Origin of the sequence: [Bacillus] enclensis, from assembly GCF_001456935.1 — a bacterium.
Lineage (GTDB): Bacteria > Bacillota > Bacilli > Bacillales > Bacillaceae_B > Rossellomorea > Rossellomorea enclensis.
On record NZ_KQ758485.1, the window covers coordinates 308,584 to 323,345 of the forward strand.

The window sequence follows — 14,762 nt, forward strand, 5'->3', positions numbered from 1 at the left end:
CTAGTACATAAAAGGAGAAAGATTCGTGAAAAAAACAATTGTGTCTTTTGCAGCCACTGCTGTCCTGTCCACCACTTTCGTCTCAACCGCTGCCGCGAACACCCATAAGGTCGAGTCGGGTGACTCTCTTTGGTCGATTGCCAGGAAGTATGATTTGACTGTTGCCAATCTAAAACAGGTCAACAAGTTAAATTCAGACTTGATTTATCCGAATCAGGTCTTAAAAGTAGCTGCCGGCGCAGATAAGAGCCCATCTGTCCCTTCTTCCCCGGCTGTTCCTCAGAAGACTGAACCGGCCAAGTCTTACACGGTAAAGTCAGGTGATACACTTATTGCCATTGCAAACGCTCACTCTATCACCTTGGGTGAACTGCAAAGCTTGAATAATATCAAAACTCATTTGATTTATCCGGGGCAGAAATTGACTATTTCAAAAAGCAGCTCTCCGGCTCCGGCTGAACCGTCTGCTCCTAAACCTGCTCCAAGTAAAAAGCCGACAGAGCCTGCGACCGGTTCTTATACCGTAAAATCCGGTGATACACTGTCCCACATCAGTATCAACTATAATGTCAGCGTGGCCGCCATCAAAAAAGCAAATAACCTGAAAAGTGATATGATCTATGTTGGACAGGTGCTGAAGCTTGGAACGTCTCAAGCTATACAGCCCGAGCAGCCTTCAAAACCTGCAAAACCGGCTCCTCAAGAGGACGGCACTGCTTTCAATGCAGATCAGCTCATTTCGCTCGCTAAAGCACAGCTGGGCACACCATATGTATGGGGCGGCTCAACTACTTCCGGATTCGACTGCAGCGGATTTATCTATTATGCATTTAACAAAGCCGGGGTGAAAGTCACCCGTACTTCAAGCGAGGGTTATTATAATCGATCTTTTTATGTGAACAAACCAGTGGTGGGCGACCTGGTCTTTTTTGAAAATACATACAAAAAAGGCATTTCACACCTCGGTATCTACGTAGGCGATAATAAATTCATCCACGCAGGTGATAATGGTGTGGAAATAACAAGCCTGGATAATTCCTATTGGAAATCAAAGTTTGACGGATTTAAGAGATTTTATGAATTGTAATTTGCTAGAGAGCAGAACTCCTTTGGGGTTTTGCTCTTTTTTTGTTTTTGGGGTTCCAAATCCATTGCCATTTGTCGATTTTTGAAGAAAAATTTTTGTTCCTCGACCCCCAAAAACTATATTCCACTTATTGTTAATTTATGGTTTAATTAATTGATTTTATTAATTCAATTGATGGAGGATCAGTCCATGGGGAAAAAATGGTTCAGCAGTTTACTAGTTTTCATGTTGTTTTTCAGTTACAGCATTTCAGACATTCCAATGGTGAATGCAGCCGGAGAAGAAATGCCAGGGGTGGATGCCGAAACACTCGAGCAATCCATTACGGCCGAGGACGATTTTGAGAGGGAAGAAACCGTTCATTGGTATAAAGTTACTCCCTCTGCAGAAGATATTTGGAATTTCACGCATTTCAGGGTGAATCTTCAATCACAGGAAGAAGTGACAATAACCGTATATGCAAGTCTTGATAAGGCAATGGCCAATGAAGCCTTTGACCGCTACAGAGGGTATTCATATTCAGAAGAAGCGGCATCCATCGACTTCCCTCTTGCCTGGACCGGCCCTTATTACATAAAGGTAGAATCTTTTCTAATGGGAGAGGAAGCTGAAGAAAGCGGTGGGCACGGGGCCTATTCGCTTGCATATGAAGGAGTGGCACTGCCGCCTTCTCAAGGCGGTACAAGTGAAGAATGTCCTGCGGAATTAAGTACGAAAGAGAAAGAGAACGGAAAAGCGATCCTGCAGGATATGCGCACAATCCGCGATACGCTTCTTTCAGAAAACACTATGGGCAAAGAATGGACATCCCTTTACTATAAAGCAGCACCATTCATTTCGGCAAAAATACTATTTAATAAAATTACACGTGAGGAAGTATATACAAATCTTGATACCTTAAAGAATCTGCTTTCCGATGCAGCAGAAAACGGGAAGAACAGCAGCTATACGATTTCACCTGCAGAACAGAAAGCTATTCAGTCATTGAACAAACTAGCATATGATGCGGTACCTGCAGCGCTCCAGAGACAAATGGACAAAGCACTGAACGGGATTGACCTGGAAAAGATGTCAGGCTCCACCGTTGCCGTGATGCTGGGGAGAACTGGCCTGATTGAAGCCTCGGCAGCCGCAGAACAGAAGCTGATCGTAAAAGTAAAAGACAACCAATCTGCAAACAAAGTCATCTCAAAGGTCAGATCCTACGGGACGCAATCAGTCAGCACGCTTTCTTCTCAAACTAGCCAGCTTCTTGTTGTCGACCTGAAGGATGAAGAAAAAGGTTATCATGCAACTGCCGCTTCAACAGAGAAACAAATTGAAAAGCTGCCGGAAGTCGAGTTTGTCGAACCGGTTCAGACATACAGAGCTCTATCGACAGATACTAGCTATCCTTATCAATGGTCTTTAAAGAACCCTGAGATCGAATCCGGGGATATTGGATATGATGCACTGGAGAGTCTCCTGCAAGGAAAGCAGCTCCCTTCCACTATGATTGCTGTAGTAGATACAGGTGTTGATCATACCCTGGCAGATCTTTCTGACCAGGTTGTTTCTGACAAAGGGAAAAACTTTGTGGACAAAACAGCAGATGCAATCGATGATAACGGGCACGGAACCCATGTCGCCTCCATCATTGCAGCAAAAGCCAATAACCACTACTCGATTGCCGGAATCAACCCCTTCGCTACAATCCTGCCGGTAAAAGTTCTTGATGCTTCAGGTAGCGGAGACACCGAACAGATCGCTTACGGTATCATGTACGCGGCCGACCAGGGAGCAAAAGTCATTAATCTCAGTTTAGGCGGTCCTTACAGCCGGACCATCGAGTATGCACTTCAATATGCTTCCAAAAAAGGCGCTGTGATCGTGGCAGCAAGCGGAAATGACGGGTTTGAAGAAGTATCTTACCCTGCCTCTTCCAAATATGCCATTTCGGTAGGATCAACAAATAAATTGAATATCGTTTCGGATTTCTCCAATTACGGTAAAGGACTTGATCTTGTGGCGCCTGGGTCAGAAATCCCTGCTTTACTCCCTGACGGTAATGTATCCTTTATGAGCGGGACTTCCATGGCGGCCCCTCACGTCTCGGCCTCTGCCGGACTGCTTCTATCCCAAAATCCGGGGTTATCTGCCGGAGAAGTTGAAAAACTGCTCACTGAGACGACCAGGGATATCGCTTTTGAGGAACTGGACAACCCGATGAATCAATATGAGGAAGATCCATATCAGTATGAAGAAGAGTATCCGTACCCTGAAGAGGAGCTGCTTCCGGGCTACGACATGGTTTCCGGCTGGGGAAGCTTGAATGCTTTAAGTGCCTACAGTATCGGCGAGCTTCAGGTAAACGTAAATCCAGTACTGAACAACCAGACAAGGGTAACCGGAAAAGCGAAGACAGGGTCAACGGTTAAAGTAAGGAATGGAAATAAAGTGCTGGGAACCGCTGCCTCGAAGTCAGGTGCATTCTCTGTGACGATTCCGGTCCAGAAAACAGATCAGATTCTAAATGTGACGATTACCAGCGGCTCTGCAGAAGCGTCCATCCGCAAAGTGGTCGAAAAGGCCCCGGATAAACCGAAAGTGAAACGCGTCACCAATAAGGATTCATACGTTTCAGGAAACGCTTCCCCTGGATTGAAAGTAACGATCAAGAACTCTTCCAAAAAAGTGATTGCCTCAGGGAAAGTAAATGATGAAGGTTCTTTCAAAATAAAGATTCCGGTGCAAAAAGCCGGCACCGTCCTTTATGCAAGTGCAGTCGATGGTTATAAAGAAAGCACCGAAGTAAAATTAACGGTTGCAGATGCCATTCCTCCAGGTGCCCCTAAAGTGAAGGCGGTAAGCGACAAGAGCACGGTAATATCTGGAACAAGCGAAGCATACGCCGTCATTACAGCAAAGGTAAAAGGTAGACAGATTGCCTCTGCCAAAGCAAATTCGAAAGGCAGCTTCACGTTAAAAATCAAGAAACAAAAAGCCGGTGCGACGATCACGGTCACAGCAAAAGACAAAGCTGGAAATGTCAGCAAAGGAACAAACCTCAAAGTCAGCGACAAGACTCCTCCCCCTGCCCCGAAGGTCAATAAAGTGACGAGTAAGGACAAAATGGTTAAAGGGAAGTCGGAAGCAGGCGCTGCGATCACGGTGAGAGCCAAAAATAAAACGATCGGGACTGCAAAGGCTGATAAGAAAGGAAATTTTACAGTAAAGATCAAGAATCAAAAAAAGGGAACCAACCTTTATGTAAGGGCAAAAGACAAATCAGGTAATGTCAGTACAGCCAAAGTAACCAAGGTTCAATAGCAAATAAAAGAATCAGGTACTCTCTTTATGGAGAGTACCTGATTTTTCATGTCAGAGCGTTCAATTCATTTATCCTGTTTTTGATAAACTGAATATATTTATCATCCTGCTGAAGTTCAAAGACGATGACCGCCTTCTCCATATAACTCTTTGCCATATGAGGCTTGTTAAGGAGTTCCAGGTTATAGCCGGTGTGGTAATGGAGTTCTCCGAGAAGGTATAGGCTGTCTTTGTGGAGACACCATTTAATTGCATCTTCACAGTATTTGTTTGAGTCTTGAATCCGATTCATACGTGTTAATACCCTTGCTAAGTTATAGTAAAGTCTAGTTTTTATTGTATAATCATTTAAATGCGGAAGGAGTTGAAGGTGTTCTTTAATTTCCTCAAATACCTCCAGTGCCTTATTTAAGTCCTCTTTGAAGTAAATTGCCCCGATCGTTAATAATATTTCTATTTCTCGTTCCAGCATGATCTTGCCTTTATAATGGGTGAGATTGATTGCTTCATGAAGTGTTTGGATTGATTTAGTTAATTCCTTATTCACTTCATATAAGTAAATCCCTTTATGCCACAATAAAAGCTGCAAGTTTTTGTTATTTTGAATAAATAAGGGATTATTTAATTCAGCTCTTACAATATCCATCATTTCTTCATACCTAACACTTCGCCTGAGGATCTGAAGTTGTTGAAATACTTCTTGTACATAATCCAGACGCGGAGTTGTCCCAATATTAAAAAAATAATTAACATCCACACCAAGCTTCTGAGAAATCTGATATAATGTAGAGGCGTAAGGAAAGACATCCCCTTTTTCAATTTTACTTATTTGTGCTTGGGTACAGACGCCCATTGCCAGTTCTTCCTGAGAAAGTCCGCTGTTTTTTCTTAACTCTTTTATTTTTTTCCCCACTGCTGTAAAATCCATATTAAATCTCTCCTAAATATGCCTAGAGTTATATTTTATGAAGAAAATAGATGAAAAAACTATTAAAATGCTTTAAAATTAGGTAATTTGGCATCATACCCCGATTCGCTCTTTTATTAAAATATGTTTTAATAATTATAACAGATATATTTTTATTTTATCGAATATTCACTCGAACAAGAAAGGGAGGAAAGTCCTATGAAAAGACGTTTTCTTACAATCCTTACCGCTTCCATCATTCTTCTAGGTGTTACGGGATTCGCTAATAACTCAGTGGAAACAGCAAAAGTTCAAATCCAATCAGTTGAATTACCCGACAACCCATATTAATATTCCATTTAAAAGCTCCATATAAAGGGAGCTTTTTTTAATTAAAATATTCTTTGAGGAATATGCTTAGAGTTATGAAAAAACAGATAAGGATGGGTTTCGGCATTCCTAACTGTTTTTTTTGCTTTATAAGCAAGAATGAGCCTAAATACACTGAAATTAAAAAAGTGATAGTATAAAAGTACAATATCAGAAAGGGGGCTTCATGATGAAAGAACTCAACATGAAAGTAAATCCTCTATATTCCGAGGTAGATTTGTCGATTCAGTTTCACTTTGAATTTGTCCTAGGTGAAAGCAAGATTGGGGAAGCATTGGTTTCCACGTACGCCATCCAGGACAATTCAGAAATGCCTCCCTACAACAAAGGCATCAGCTACAGAAAGACTTCAAAATGCGCGGTGATCGACCGGTTCGAAGTCATCAATGAAACTGAAAAGTTGTGTATGAATAAACTCCACCATTTCCTGCAGGTGATCGGCATGAGGGAAATTCACTCAGGGTACGATTTATATCAAGAAGCATAAGTATATTGGAGGTCATCCCTTGCGCTGCGAGAGATGGCCTTTACCTTATTTTCTACGTTTTTAGAACATAACATACGAATTGACCATCCTCATTCCCATTCACAAACTGGGGCTTTTATTATAATCGATAGCAATATTGAAAATCCTTTTCAGCCCCCTAAAAAAATAGAAAGCCCGTCCCTCTGTGCTTATCAAGATGAGGGACGGGTTTCTATTATTTAATTAAGGAATTAACAATCAACAAACTTGCGATTCGACTTGTCATGTCCCTTATATCCAGTGTCGGGTCGATTTCCACAATATCCATCGTTTGAACTTTAGGATGATGAATCGCTGTCTGGACCGCTTCCGACAGCGTGTCGGGATCCATCCCTCCCGGACCAATTGCCGGGCAGCCTGGAGCATAAGCCTGATCGAGTACGTCCATGTCGACAGATAGATAAATGGTATCCACTTTGCCTTCAAGCCGGGTCAGTGCCGAATGGATCAGTTCTTGAATTGGATGTTGTTTGATATCCTTCATCGTGTAGATGGTCACACCGTTTTCAATGGCGTAATCATGATACGCTTTGGCGTTAGCGTAGTTCCGGATGCCGATCTGGATAAGATGCTCACCTTTAAGATGCCCTTCTTCTATCAATCTCCTGAACGGCGTGCCGTTGGTCGGACCCCCATCTTCTGTGTTCCTAAGGTCATGGTGGGCATCGAGCTGGATGATGCCCATCGTTCCCTTCTTTTCTTTGATCGCTTTCACGGTTGAGGTGGTGATGGAGTGATCGCCCCCCAGGATGATCGTAAATGGTGCCGCTTCGGTTTGTACGATTTCTTTGGTCGATTGATAGATTCGCTGGTGGCACTCTTCGATTGATGTCGGATGCATCGCGATGTCGCCGAAATCGATGATGATTTTACCGCTGATATCCGTGTCTTCTTCAATATTGTATGTTGTGAAGGAGTTCAGGCATCTTCTGATCGCATCCGGTGCAAAGCTTGCCCCCGAATGGGAAATGGACGGCTTGGAAAGGGGTGCGCCCAGGATGGCGATGTCCCCTTTCGCCCCATCTGTATATGGTGTCAGCAGCTCTGCAGCCTTCGTTGTGTACCGGTCCTTGAACTGTGCTTTCCCTGCCGGCTTAATGTGTTGAAAGTTGCTCATGAAGCTTCTCCTTGCGGTAGATGATTCGTCCGTTTTTCATGACGGTGTTTGTATGGTTCACTCCGTAGTGATACGGAATGTAATGATAGTTCGGTGCATCCCACAGGATGATGTCTGCTTTCCGCCCTTCTTTGAGCTTGCCTGCCTGTTCTCCCCTCTTGATCGCATAAGCGGAGTTGACCGTGACCGCATTCCAGATTTCTTCAGGTGTCATCTTGAGCTGAAGCGATGCCAGGCTCATGATGAACTGAAGGTTCTCTGTCGGTGAGCTGCCAGGGTTGAAGTCGGTGGAGAGTGCGACGGCCGCTCCTGCTTCGAGCATTCCCCTTGCGTTGGCAAACTTCCCTTTGTTCAGGTAGAAGGATGTACCGGGCAGGAGGACGGCGATGGTGTCTGTTTCGCCCAGTGCCTGGATGCCTTTATCGGAAGCACCTACCAAGTGGTCTCCGCTTGTTGCTCCGATTTCCGTGGCCATTTCCGTTCCGCCGAGCGGGTCGATTTCGTCGGCGTGGATTTTCACGGAGAAACCTTTATCTTTGGCCGCTTTCAGGAACCTGCGTGACTGTTCGACCGTGAAGACGCCGGTTTCACAGAAGATGTCGACGAATTCGGCGAGGTTTTCTTTTTCGATGTCTGAGAGCATGTCAAGCATTTCTTGTAAGAACTCGTCTGAGCGTTCTTTGTACCCCGGCGGGATCGCGTGTGCCCCCAGGAATGTCGATACAAGGTCCGCAGCGTGTTCATCGTTAAGTTTCTTGGCTACTCTGAGCTGCTTTAGCTCCGTTTCTTTATCGAGGCCGTAGCCGCTTTTCGCTTCGACGGTGGTGACACCGTATGAGATCATCCGGTCCAGGTGGAAGCGGGCTTTTTTAAGAAGCTCTTCCTCTGATGCTTCTCGAGTCGCCCCCACTGTCGACAGGATGCCCCCTCCTCTTTTGAGGATTTCTAAGTATGGGACTCCCTGCTGCTTCAGTGCCATTTCATGTTCGCGCGAGCCGCCGAACACAAGATGGGTGTGCGGGTCGACGAGACCAGGCGTCACGAGCTTACCTTCCGCATCGATGCGCTCGGTTGCTTTGTGTGACTGTGCTTCCTCATGTGTGCCGATCCAGTCGATGAGCCCTTCGTTGATTCCGATGGCTGCATTTGTCAGAACAGGGAGTTCGCTCATCTCTTTCCCTTTAAGCGGTCCGTCCCCATGGTTCATCGTAAGCAGCTGTCCGATGTTTTCTATGATTGTATCGAATTGTTTTGTCATAGATTATTCTCCTCCTTTTTTCATTGGGATTTGAATGTTGTGTTTTTCGGCTGTTTTTTCTGCGATATCATAACCTGCGTCTGCGTGGCGGATGACACCCATTCCTGGGTCTGTCGTAAGCACGCGTTCCAAGCGCTCCTGAGCGAGGTCCGTACCATCCGCTACGACTACCATCCCTGCGTGCAGGGAGTAACCCATACCCACTCCGCCGCCGTGGTGGAATGATATCCATGAGCCGCCTGCCGCTGTGTTGATCAGCGCGTTCAGGATCGCCCAATCCCCTACTGCGTCGCTTCCGTCCTTCATGCTTTCGGTTTCACGGTTCGGCGATGCGACAGATCCGCAGTCGAGGTGGTCACGGCCGATGACGATCGGCGCTTTGAGTTCTCCTTTTTTAACCAGCTCATTGATGGCAAGACCCATCTTCACGCGCTCGCCGTAGCCAAGCCAGCAGATCCGTGAAGGCAGTCCCTGGAACGATACCTGCTCCTGCGCCATGTCGATCCAGCGGTTGAGTGCTTCATTTTCAGGGAAGAGCTCTTTGATCAGGCGGTCTGTTCTGTAAATGTCTTCAGGGTCTCCTGAAAGTGCTGCCCAGCGGAAAGGCCCCTTCCCTTCACAGAACAATGGACGGATATAAGCAGGTACGAATCCTGGGAAATCAAAGGCATTTTCAACTCCTTCATCCTTCGCTACCTGGCGGATATTGTTTCCGTAGTCGAATACGATTGAGCCGCTCTTTTGGAATTCAAGCATTGCTTCCACATGTTTGGCCATGCTTTTTTGGGACAGCTGTGTATATTGGGGTGGGTTTTCTTTTCTTAGACGCGCTGCTTCTTCTATAGAGTATCCTTCAGGGACATAGCCGTTGAGAGGATCGTGCGCCGACGTCTGATCGGTTACGATGTCGATTTTCACGCCTCTTTTTAACAGCTCGTGATGGACTTCAGCTGCGTTGCCTAATAGCGCAATGGACAATGCTTTCCCCTTGTCTCTTGCTTCGTAAGCCATTGCAACTGCTTCTTCCAACGAGTCCGTCTTGACGTCACAATATTTTGTATCGAGACGCTTCTGGATGCGCTCTTCATCGACATCGACCGCTATGACGACCCCGCCGTTCATCGTGACCGCCAATGGCTGCGCACCGCCCATTCCTCCTAGTCCCGCTGTTAGTGTGATGGTCCCTTTTAAAGAGTTATTGAAATGCTTTTTGGCTAATGCCGCAAACGTCTCATAAGTTCCCTGCAGGATGCCCTGGGTGCCGATGTAGATCCAGCTTCCCGCCGTCATCTGGCCGTACATCATGAGGCCCTTCTGATCGAGCTCGTGGAAATGCTCCCAATTTGCCCATTTCGGTACGAGTACGGAGTTTGAAAGAAGAACCCTCGGAGCCGCTTTATGCGTTTTGAAGACGCCGACAGGCTTACCGGATTGGACTAGCATCGTTTCATCGTTTTCCAGGTTTCTTAATGTGTTGACGATTGCATCAAACGACTCCCAGTTACGCGCCGCTTTCCCGATGCCGCCGTATACCACAAGCTCTTCCGGAATTTCAGCCACTTCAGGGTCCAAGTTGTTGTACAGCATGCGGAGGACCGCTTCCTGCTCCCATCCCTTACACTCGATTTCCGTTCCTTTTTTAACCTGTACGATTCGTTTGTTTGCATTAACCATTCGTCGTTTCCTCCTTTGTTTTCGTAATCGATTTTAGTTGGAATTGTTTCAGCCAGCTTGCTGCTTTTTCTATATCTTTCGAGAAGATCCGGTCCTTCGTGATCGAAGGGACGATTTTTCTCGCTTTTTCATAAAATTTACGGGTCGTGCTTGCGAGCAGGTCCGTCCCGCGATGCTCGACTGCCTGCAGATTGCAGATCAATTCGACTGCGAGGACCCTTCTTGTGTTTTGTAAAATTTGATATGCGTGGCGGGAACCGATTGTACCCATGCTTACGTGGTCCTCCTGGTTCGCTGATGACGGAATCGAGTCGACACTTGCCGGATGGGCCAGTGTTTTATTTTCAGAAACGAGCGATGCCGCACAGTATTGCATAATCATCGCGCCCGACTGGAGTCCCGGCTGCGGGCTCAGGAATGCCGGCAGATCGTTAAGCTGCGGATTGACGAGCCGCTCGATCCGGCGTTCCGAGATGTTCGCCAGTTCAGCGACGGCGATTTTCATGAAGTCCATGGCAAATGCGATCGGCTGGCCGTGGAAGTTACCTCCGGAGATGACCTTCTCCCCGTTTTCAAAGATCAGCGGGTTATCCGTCGCTGCGTTCATTTCGATTTCGAGCTTTTCTTTTACGTAATCTAGTGCCTGCCAGGAAGCACCGTGTACCTGCGGGATGCATCTCAGGGAGTAGGCGTCCTGAACGCGTATGTCTCCCTGCTTTGTTGTCAGTTTACTGTCTTGCAGATATTCTCTGATCCGCTTCGCCGTTGCGACCTGCTGAGGATAGCCCCTTACTACATGTATATCTTCGTCAAATGCATCCATAATTCCTTGCAGGCCTTCCATTGTCAGACTGGCGATCATTTCACTTTGAAAAGCGAGCTCCTCCGCTTCCAGGTAGCCGACGACACCCATCGCCGTCATCGCCTGCGTTCCGTTGATGAGGGCCAGCCCTTCTTTTGCCTGAAGCTGGATCGGGAAGATGTTTTCTTTTGAGAGTACCGGCAGTGTCTGATGGACCTCGCCTTTATAATGAACCTCTCCTTCGCCCATGAGCGCCAGTGCCAGATGGGAAAGCGGTGCAAGGTCGCCGCTCGCCCCGAGCGAGCCCTGCTGCGGAATCACCGGGTGGATTTCTTTATTCAGGAACTCTACCAATCTTTCAACAATGACCGGTCTGACACCGGAATATCCTTTCAGGAGGGCATTGGCCCTAAGGAGAAGCATCGCCCTCGAAACAGTTTCCGGGAATGGATCTCCCACTCCGCACGCATGGGAATGGATAAGATTGAGCTGCAGCTCCTCCACATCATCCGAATCGATCAGGACGTCGCTGAATTTCCCGAACCCGGTCGTGATCCCGTATACCACACGCTTTTCCTTTACGATTTTCTCAACCGCTTCCCGGCTCTTCTTCACCCGCTCCATACTCTCTGGAGAGATGACAACCTCCTCCCCTTCATAAATGATCTTTCTTGCGTCTTCCAGACTCAACGAACACCCCGTTAAAACGACCATGTATATTCACCTCTAAAGATAGATTTTTTATAAACAGAAAAAGAGGCCCGACCCGAGGACAGAGTTCTGCCTCGGGTCGAGCCTCCTTTTGACTGGTTTCTATAGGCTCTTTCTACATTAAATTGATTTCTTAAAAAAATACATGCATTTCGATTCCATCTAGACTGCTAATTACAGTACTGACACGTGCTCTTTTCGCCGACAAGCGTAAACCTGTAAACGGCAGAGTTCTCGAAAATACCAAAACCTCGGTATTTTCTAGTGTGTAATAAAGCATAGTATCCGAAAAGAGCATAATTTAGATATGATTGATGCCTAAACCGATTGTTTCGTGTTCCAATCCTTTGATGGGCGCGCCAATCGTTCCATACAGTGCGACTGCGATCCATTCGCCTTCCTCTTCGCTTTCATAAGGGGTTCCCCTTACGATGGAGAAGCGGAGGCCGACCGTTCGGAGGACTTCCCCAATCTGGGTGTGTCCCCTGGTCACCCCGGTCAGGGCTTCCATGGTCGCATGATACAGCGCATGCATTTCACGATAAAGATCTTCTCGTACAAGATCACTTCGTTTTGCTGCCGTTTCGATGGCAGCAACGATCTTCTGACTGTCCATGGAGCCGATCCTGCCTGTGCAATAGCTCCAGTCCAGCTCATTGAAATGCCGGTTCCACTCGTCTTCTTCCTTATCCAGAAGCAGGAGCAGCATGGCGTTCTTTCCAATTTTGGTATGATCCAATTTCTCCAAATGGCATTCCTACCTTAACTAGAAAATTCTAAAAATACTAATAACTACTTATATTGTATGGTGAACATCCTTATAGGTCAACGGAAAATGTCGTGATTTTAGAAACTTAGAGAGGTAGTTTGGTAGCGTGGTAAAGGGGTTTTTGGCTTACTGCACAGAAAATAGACGTCCCCAGCTTACAGGTTCGCCTTGGTGGCTCATTGTTTATATATTGTTTTTTTCCTGACATTTGCAAATTCAAGATTTTTCATAAAGCATGAATCTTCCATCATCGCAGTTGTGACTGAGATAAGAGAGAATATCGACCCTGTCTCCTTCTCTCAACGTATCTTTCATGGGAAAACGGGCACGTACATTCAGTGTTTCTTCCCCGTTGTGAGTTTCCAACACGATTTTACAGTCCAGGGGTTTTTGTTCCCTGTCATCTACCCGAACAAATTTAAAGGGAATCGAATGCTTTGCATCGATCGGCACGGCAAACAACGTGCTGAATCCAACTGTTTCTCGGATTTTGTCGGAGTATAGGATTCCTTCCAATGCGTGGGAGAAACCCGGTGGCCTGCTGACCACCACCAGTCTTTTTTTATACTGCTGGCCTTGGAATACTACGAGGTGTTTTTTTGATGTTGTTTCGATTTTCCTTGATACGTGGAAACCTTCAAATACTAAAATGAATTCTTTGTTCATTACTTCCTCCTCTTTGAACTGTGTTTTTCGATAAAACTATCTAGGAATATTTTCCTATAAATTACCATTCGACACGTTTTTCCGTTTCCCTGTAAAATTTTTGTTTTTCCTACAAATATATTTGTAAGAAAGGTTTTCTATTGAAAGTTCTTTCCTGAATAGATAATCCGTTCGTTCTCTTTTATAAAGCAGGTAAGCTTATTGCTGTGGGTTGTGCTGGGCTGGATGTGGAAGTGATATAATTCGTAGTGATTTTTGTCGTTTTCTTTGTGGTTGGAAAAGAAGTGGATCCGCTTTTTGCCATAATTCCCCGCCCTGTAGTAGCTACTGTTTTTCTTTGTTACTTTAAAACTGATCTTCATCGACGAAAAGTCTTTGTTGTTGTCCCACTTCTTGATCTCATTTGCACTTTCTGTCTTTCTATTCTCTTGTCTATTTGAATTCAATCTAACCGCCACCCTTCATTCTTTTACAACAACAAATGACAATATTTTACTTTATTATCATACTACTGATTAACGTAACTTGGTATAGGCGATTTTATTTTTATCAAATTGAATAGTTAATAGACTTTTCAATTCGTCGATTAAACCGATTAGAGTAATTAAAAGGATTATCTTGAAGGAAAAGGGATAGTCGGTGAGATAAATGAAACTTAAGCTGCATGAGGAATTAAAATGGTATCGTGAAGAAGTGCTTGAATTAACGCAGATTGAAGCTGCGGAACGGCTAAAGATAAAATCAGGAAGTCTATCAAATTACGAACGCGGTAAAAGAGAGATCTCACTGGAAATGCTGATAAGATTTAAAGAAGTCTATAAAATCCCGACGCAAGAAATGAACCGTATCCTTTATGGTGAAGAATCAGAAGGATATACAACTGACCCTATGGTTCTCAGGGAGTCATTCGAGGATGAAGAAACATCTTCCATTATCGAGATGCTGAACGCCAACCCAAAATTAAAGCGTACGCTTGCTTCCCTTACCCAACAACCAGAGAAAAGGAAAGAAAAATTCGCAAGCCAGATAAGCTCACTCTATCATTTTGCGCAGGACTGGTAGAGATTAAATTAGGAAACGAAAAAGCACTCTGATCAGAGTGCTTTTTCGTTTTGTAATGTGTATTCAGTTTGAAGTTCTTGTTTTAGCCAATCTAACATCTTTATTGCATCCATATTGTCTTTTTTACCTTCATCGAAAGCTTGCTGCATGACTGAAAGAACAAGTTGCTCCTTGCTCAATTTTTTCCCCAAAAGACAACCTCCTACACTAAATGACAATTTATATTACTTTATTACACAATTTATCAAGCGTTCAAACACTAATTAATTGTTATTTTACCATAAATATACACATGCATAAAGAAATACTTCAAAAAATAGTGACTTTTTTACTATATTCTTCTTACGTTTATTACCGATAAGAAACGGGTAAGATGTTACAATATTACAGTAGGGTTGTGAATAATGGCAAAATCATCGAAAGGTGATGACGCAAAGCTAAAGGGGCTATCCAACGCCAGCCAGCTACCAAAACCAAGGAGTGA

At 45.1% G+C, this 14,762-nt stretch carries 14 protein-coding genes and 1 riboswitch; of the genes, 5 read left to right on the forward strand and 9 right to left on the reverse strand.

Annotation, left to right across the window (positions count from 1 at the left end):
- Positions 1-25 precede the first annotated feature (25 nt).
- Both AS034_RS16520 and AS034_RS16525 read left to right on the forward strand, forming a co-directional pair.
- Positions 26-1,087, forward strand: a complete 1,062-nt coding sequence (locus tag AS034_RS16520) for a C40 family peptidase (protein ID WP_058299394.1) — start codon at positions 26-28, stop codon at positions 1,085-1,087.
- A 189-nt stretch (positions 1,088-1,276) separates the two neighbouring features.
- Positions 1,277-4,396, forward strand: a complete 3,120-nt coding sequence (locus AS034_RS16525; protein WP_058299395.1) for a S8 family peptidase — start codon at positions 1,277-1,279, stop codon at positions 4,394-4,396.
- A 46-nt stretch (positions 4,397-4,442) separates the two neighbouring features.
- On the opposite strand, the gene AS034_RS16530 is transcribed toward AS034_RS16525, so the two are convergent.
- Positions 4,443-5,324 carry a helix-turn-helix domain-containing protein gene (locus tag AS034_RS16530; protein WP_058299396.1) on the reverse strand — a complete coding sequence of 294 codons (882 nt, stop codon included), beginning with the start codon at positions 5,322-5,324 and terminating at the stop codon, positions 4,443-4,445.
- A 198-nt stretch (positions 5,325-5,522) separates the two neighbouring features.
- On the opposite strand from AS034_RS16530, the gene AS034_RS23355 reads away from it, so the two are divergent.
- Entirely contained in the window at positions 5,523-5,654 is a 132-nt protein-coding gene (locus tag AS034_RS23355; RefSeq protein WP_272867408.1) for a hypothetical protein, read from the forward strand.
- 208 nt (positions 5,655-5,862) lie between these two features.
- Positions 5,863-6,180, forward strand: a complete 318-nt coding sequence (locus AS034_RS16535; RefSeq protein ID WP_058299397.1) for a hypothetical protein — start codon at positions 5,863-5,865, stop codon at positions 6,178-6,180.
- Between the two features lie 214 nt (positions 6,181-6,394).
- On the opposite strand, the gene hutG is transcribed toward AS034_RS16535, so the two are convergent.
- The 7 genes from hutG to AS034_RS16570 all read right to left on the reverse strand — a co-directional run bounded on the left by hutG (position 6,395) and on the right by AS034_RS16570 (position 13,662).
- Positions 6,395-7,336, reverse strand: coding sequence for a formimidoylglutamase (gene hutG / locus AS034_RS16540; RefSeq protein WP_058299398.1), 942 nt, complete (start codon positions 7,334-7,336; stop codon positions 6,395-6,397).
- Positions 7,314-8,594 carry an imidazolonepropionase gene (hutI, locus tag AS034_RS16545; protein ID WP_058299399.1) on the reverse strand — a complete coding sequence of 427 codons (1,281 nt, stop codon included), beginning with the start codon at positions 8,592-8,594 and terminating at the stop codon, positions 7,314-7,316. Before hutI ends, hutG begins: the two co-directional genes overlap by 23 nt.
- A 3-nt stretch (positions 8,595-8,597) precedes the next feature.
- Positions 8,598-10,268, reverse strand: coding sequence for a urocanate hydratase (gene hutU, locus AS034_RS16550; protein ID WP_058299400.1), 1,671 nt, complete (start codon positions 10,266-10,268; stop codon positions 8,598-8,600).
- Positions 10,261-11,784, reverse strand: a complete 1,524-nt coding sequence (gene hutH, locus AS034_RS16555; RefSeq protein WP_058299401.1) for a histidine ammonia-lyase — start codon at positions 11,782-11,784, stop codon at positions 10,261-10,263. The genes hutU and hutH overlap by 8 nt, the downstream gene beginning before the upstream one ends.
- Positions 11,785-12,082: 298 nt before the next feature.
- Positions 12,083-12,529, reverse strand: coding sequence for a hut operon transcriptional regulator HutP (hutP, locus tag AS034_RS16560; protein WP_269751526.1), 447 nt, complete (start codon positions 12,527-12,529; stop codon positions 12,083-12,085).
- A 237-nt stretch (positions 12,530-12,766) separates the two neighbouring features.
- Positions 12,767-13,216, reverse strand: a complete 450-nt coding sequence (locus tag AS034_RS16565) for a hypothetical protein (protein ID WP_058299402.1) — start codon at positions 13,214-13,216, stop codon at positions 12,767-12,769.
- 137 nt (positions 13,217-13,353) lie between these two features.
- Positions 13,354-13,662, reverse strand: coding sequence for a hypothetical protein (locus AS034_RS16570; protein ID WP_058299403.1), 309 nt, complete (start codon positions 13,660-13,662; stop codon positions 13,354-13,356).
- 202 nt (positions 13,663-13,864) lie between these two features.
- On the opposite strand from AS034_RS16570, the gene AS034_RS16575 reads away from it, so the two are divergent.
- Positions 13,865-14,278, forward strand: a complete 414-nt coding sequence (locus tag AS034_RS16575) for a helix-turn-helix domain-containing protein (protein WP_058299404.1) — start codon at positions 13,865-13,867, stop codon at positions 14,276-14,278.
- A gap of 32 nt (positions 14,279-14,310) precedes the next feature.
- Here the strand turns inward: AS034_RS16575 and AS034_RS22800 are convergent, their stop codons facing one another.
- Positions 14,311-14,469, reverse strand: a complete 159-nt coding sequence (locus tag AS034_RS22800; protein ID WP_156416149.1) for a hypothetical protein — start codon at positions 14,467-14,469, stop codon at positions 14,311-14,313.
- A 205-nt stretch (positions 14,470-14,674) separates the two neighbouring features.
- A riboswitch (cyclic di-GMP riboswitch) is annotated at positions 14,675-14,750 on the forward strand.
- Positions 14,751-14,762 lie beyond the last annotated feature (12 nt).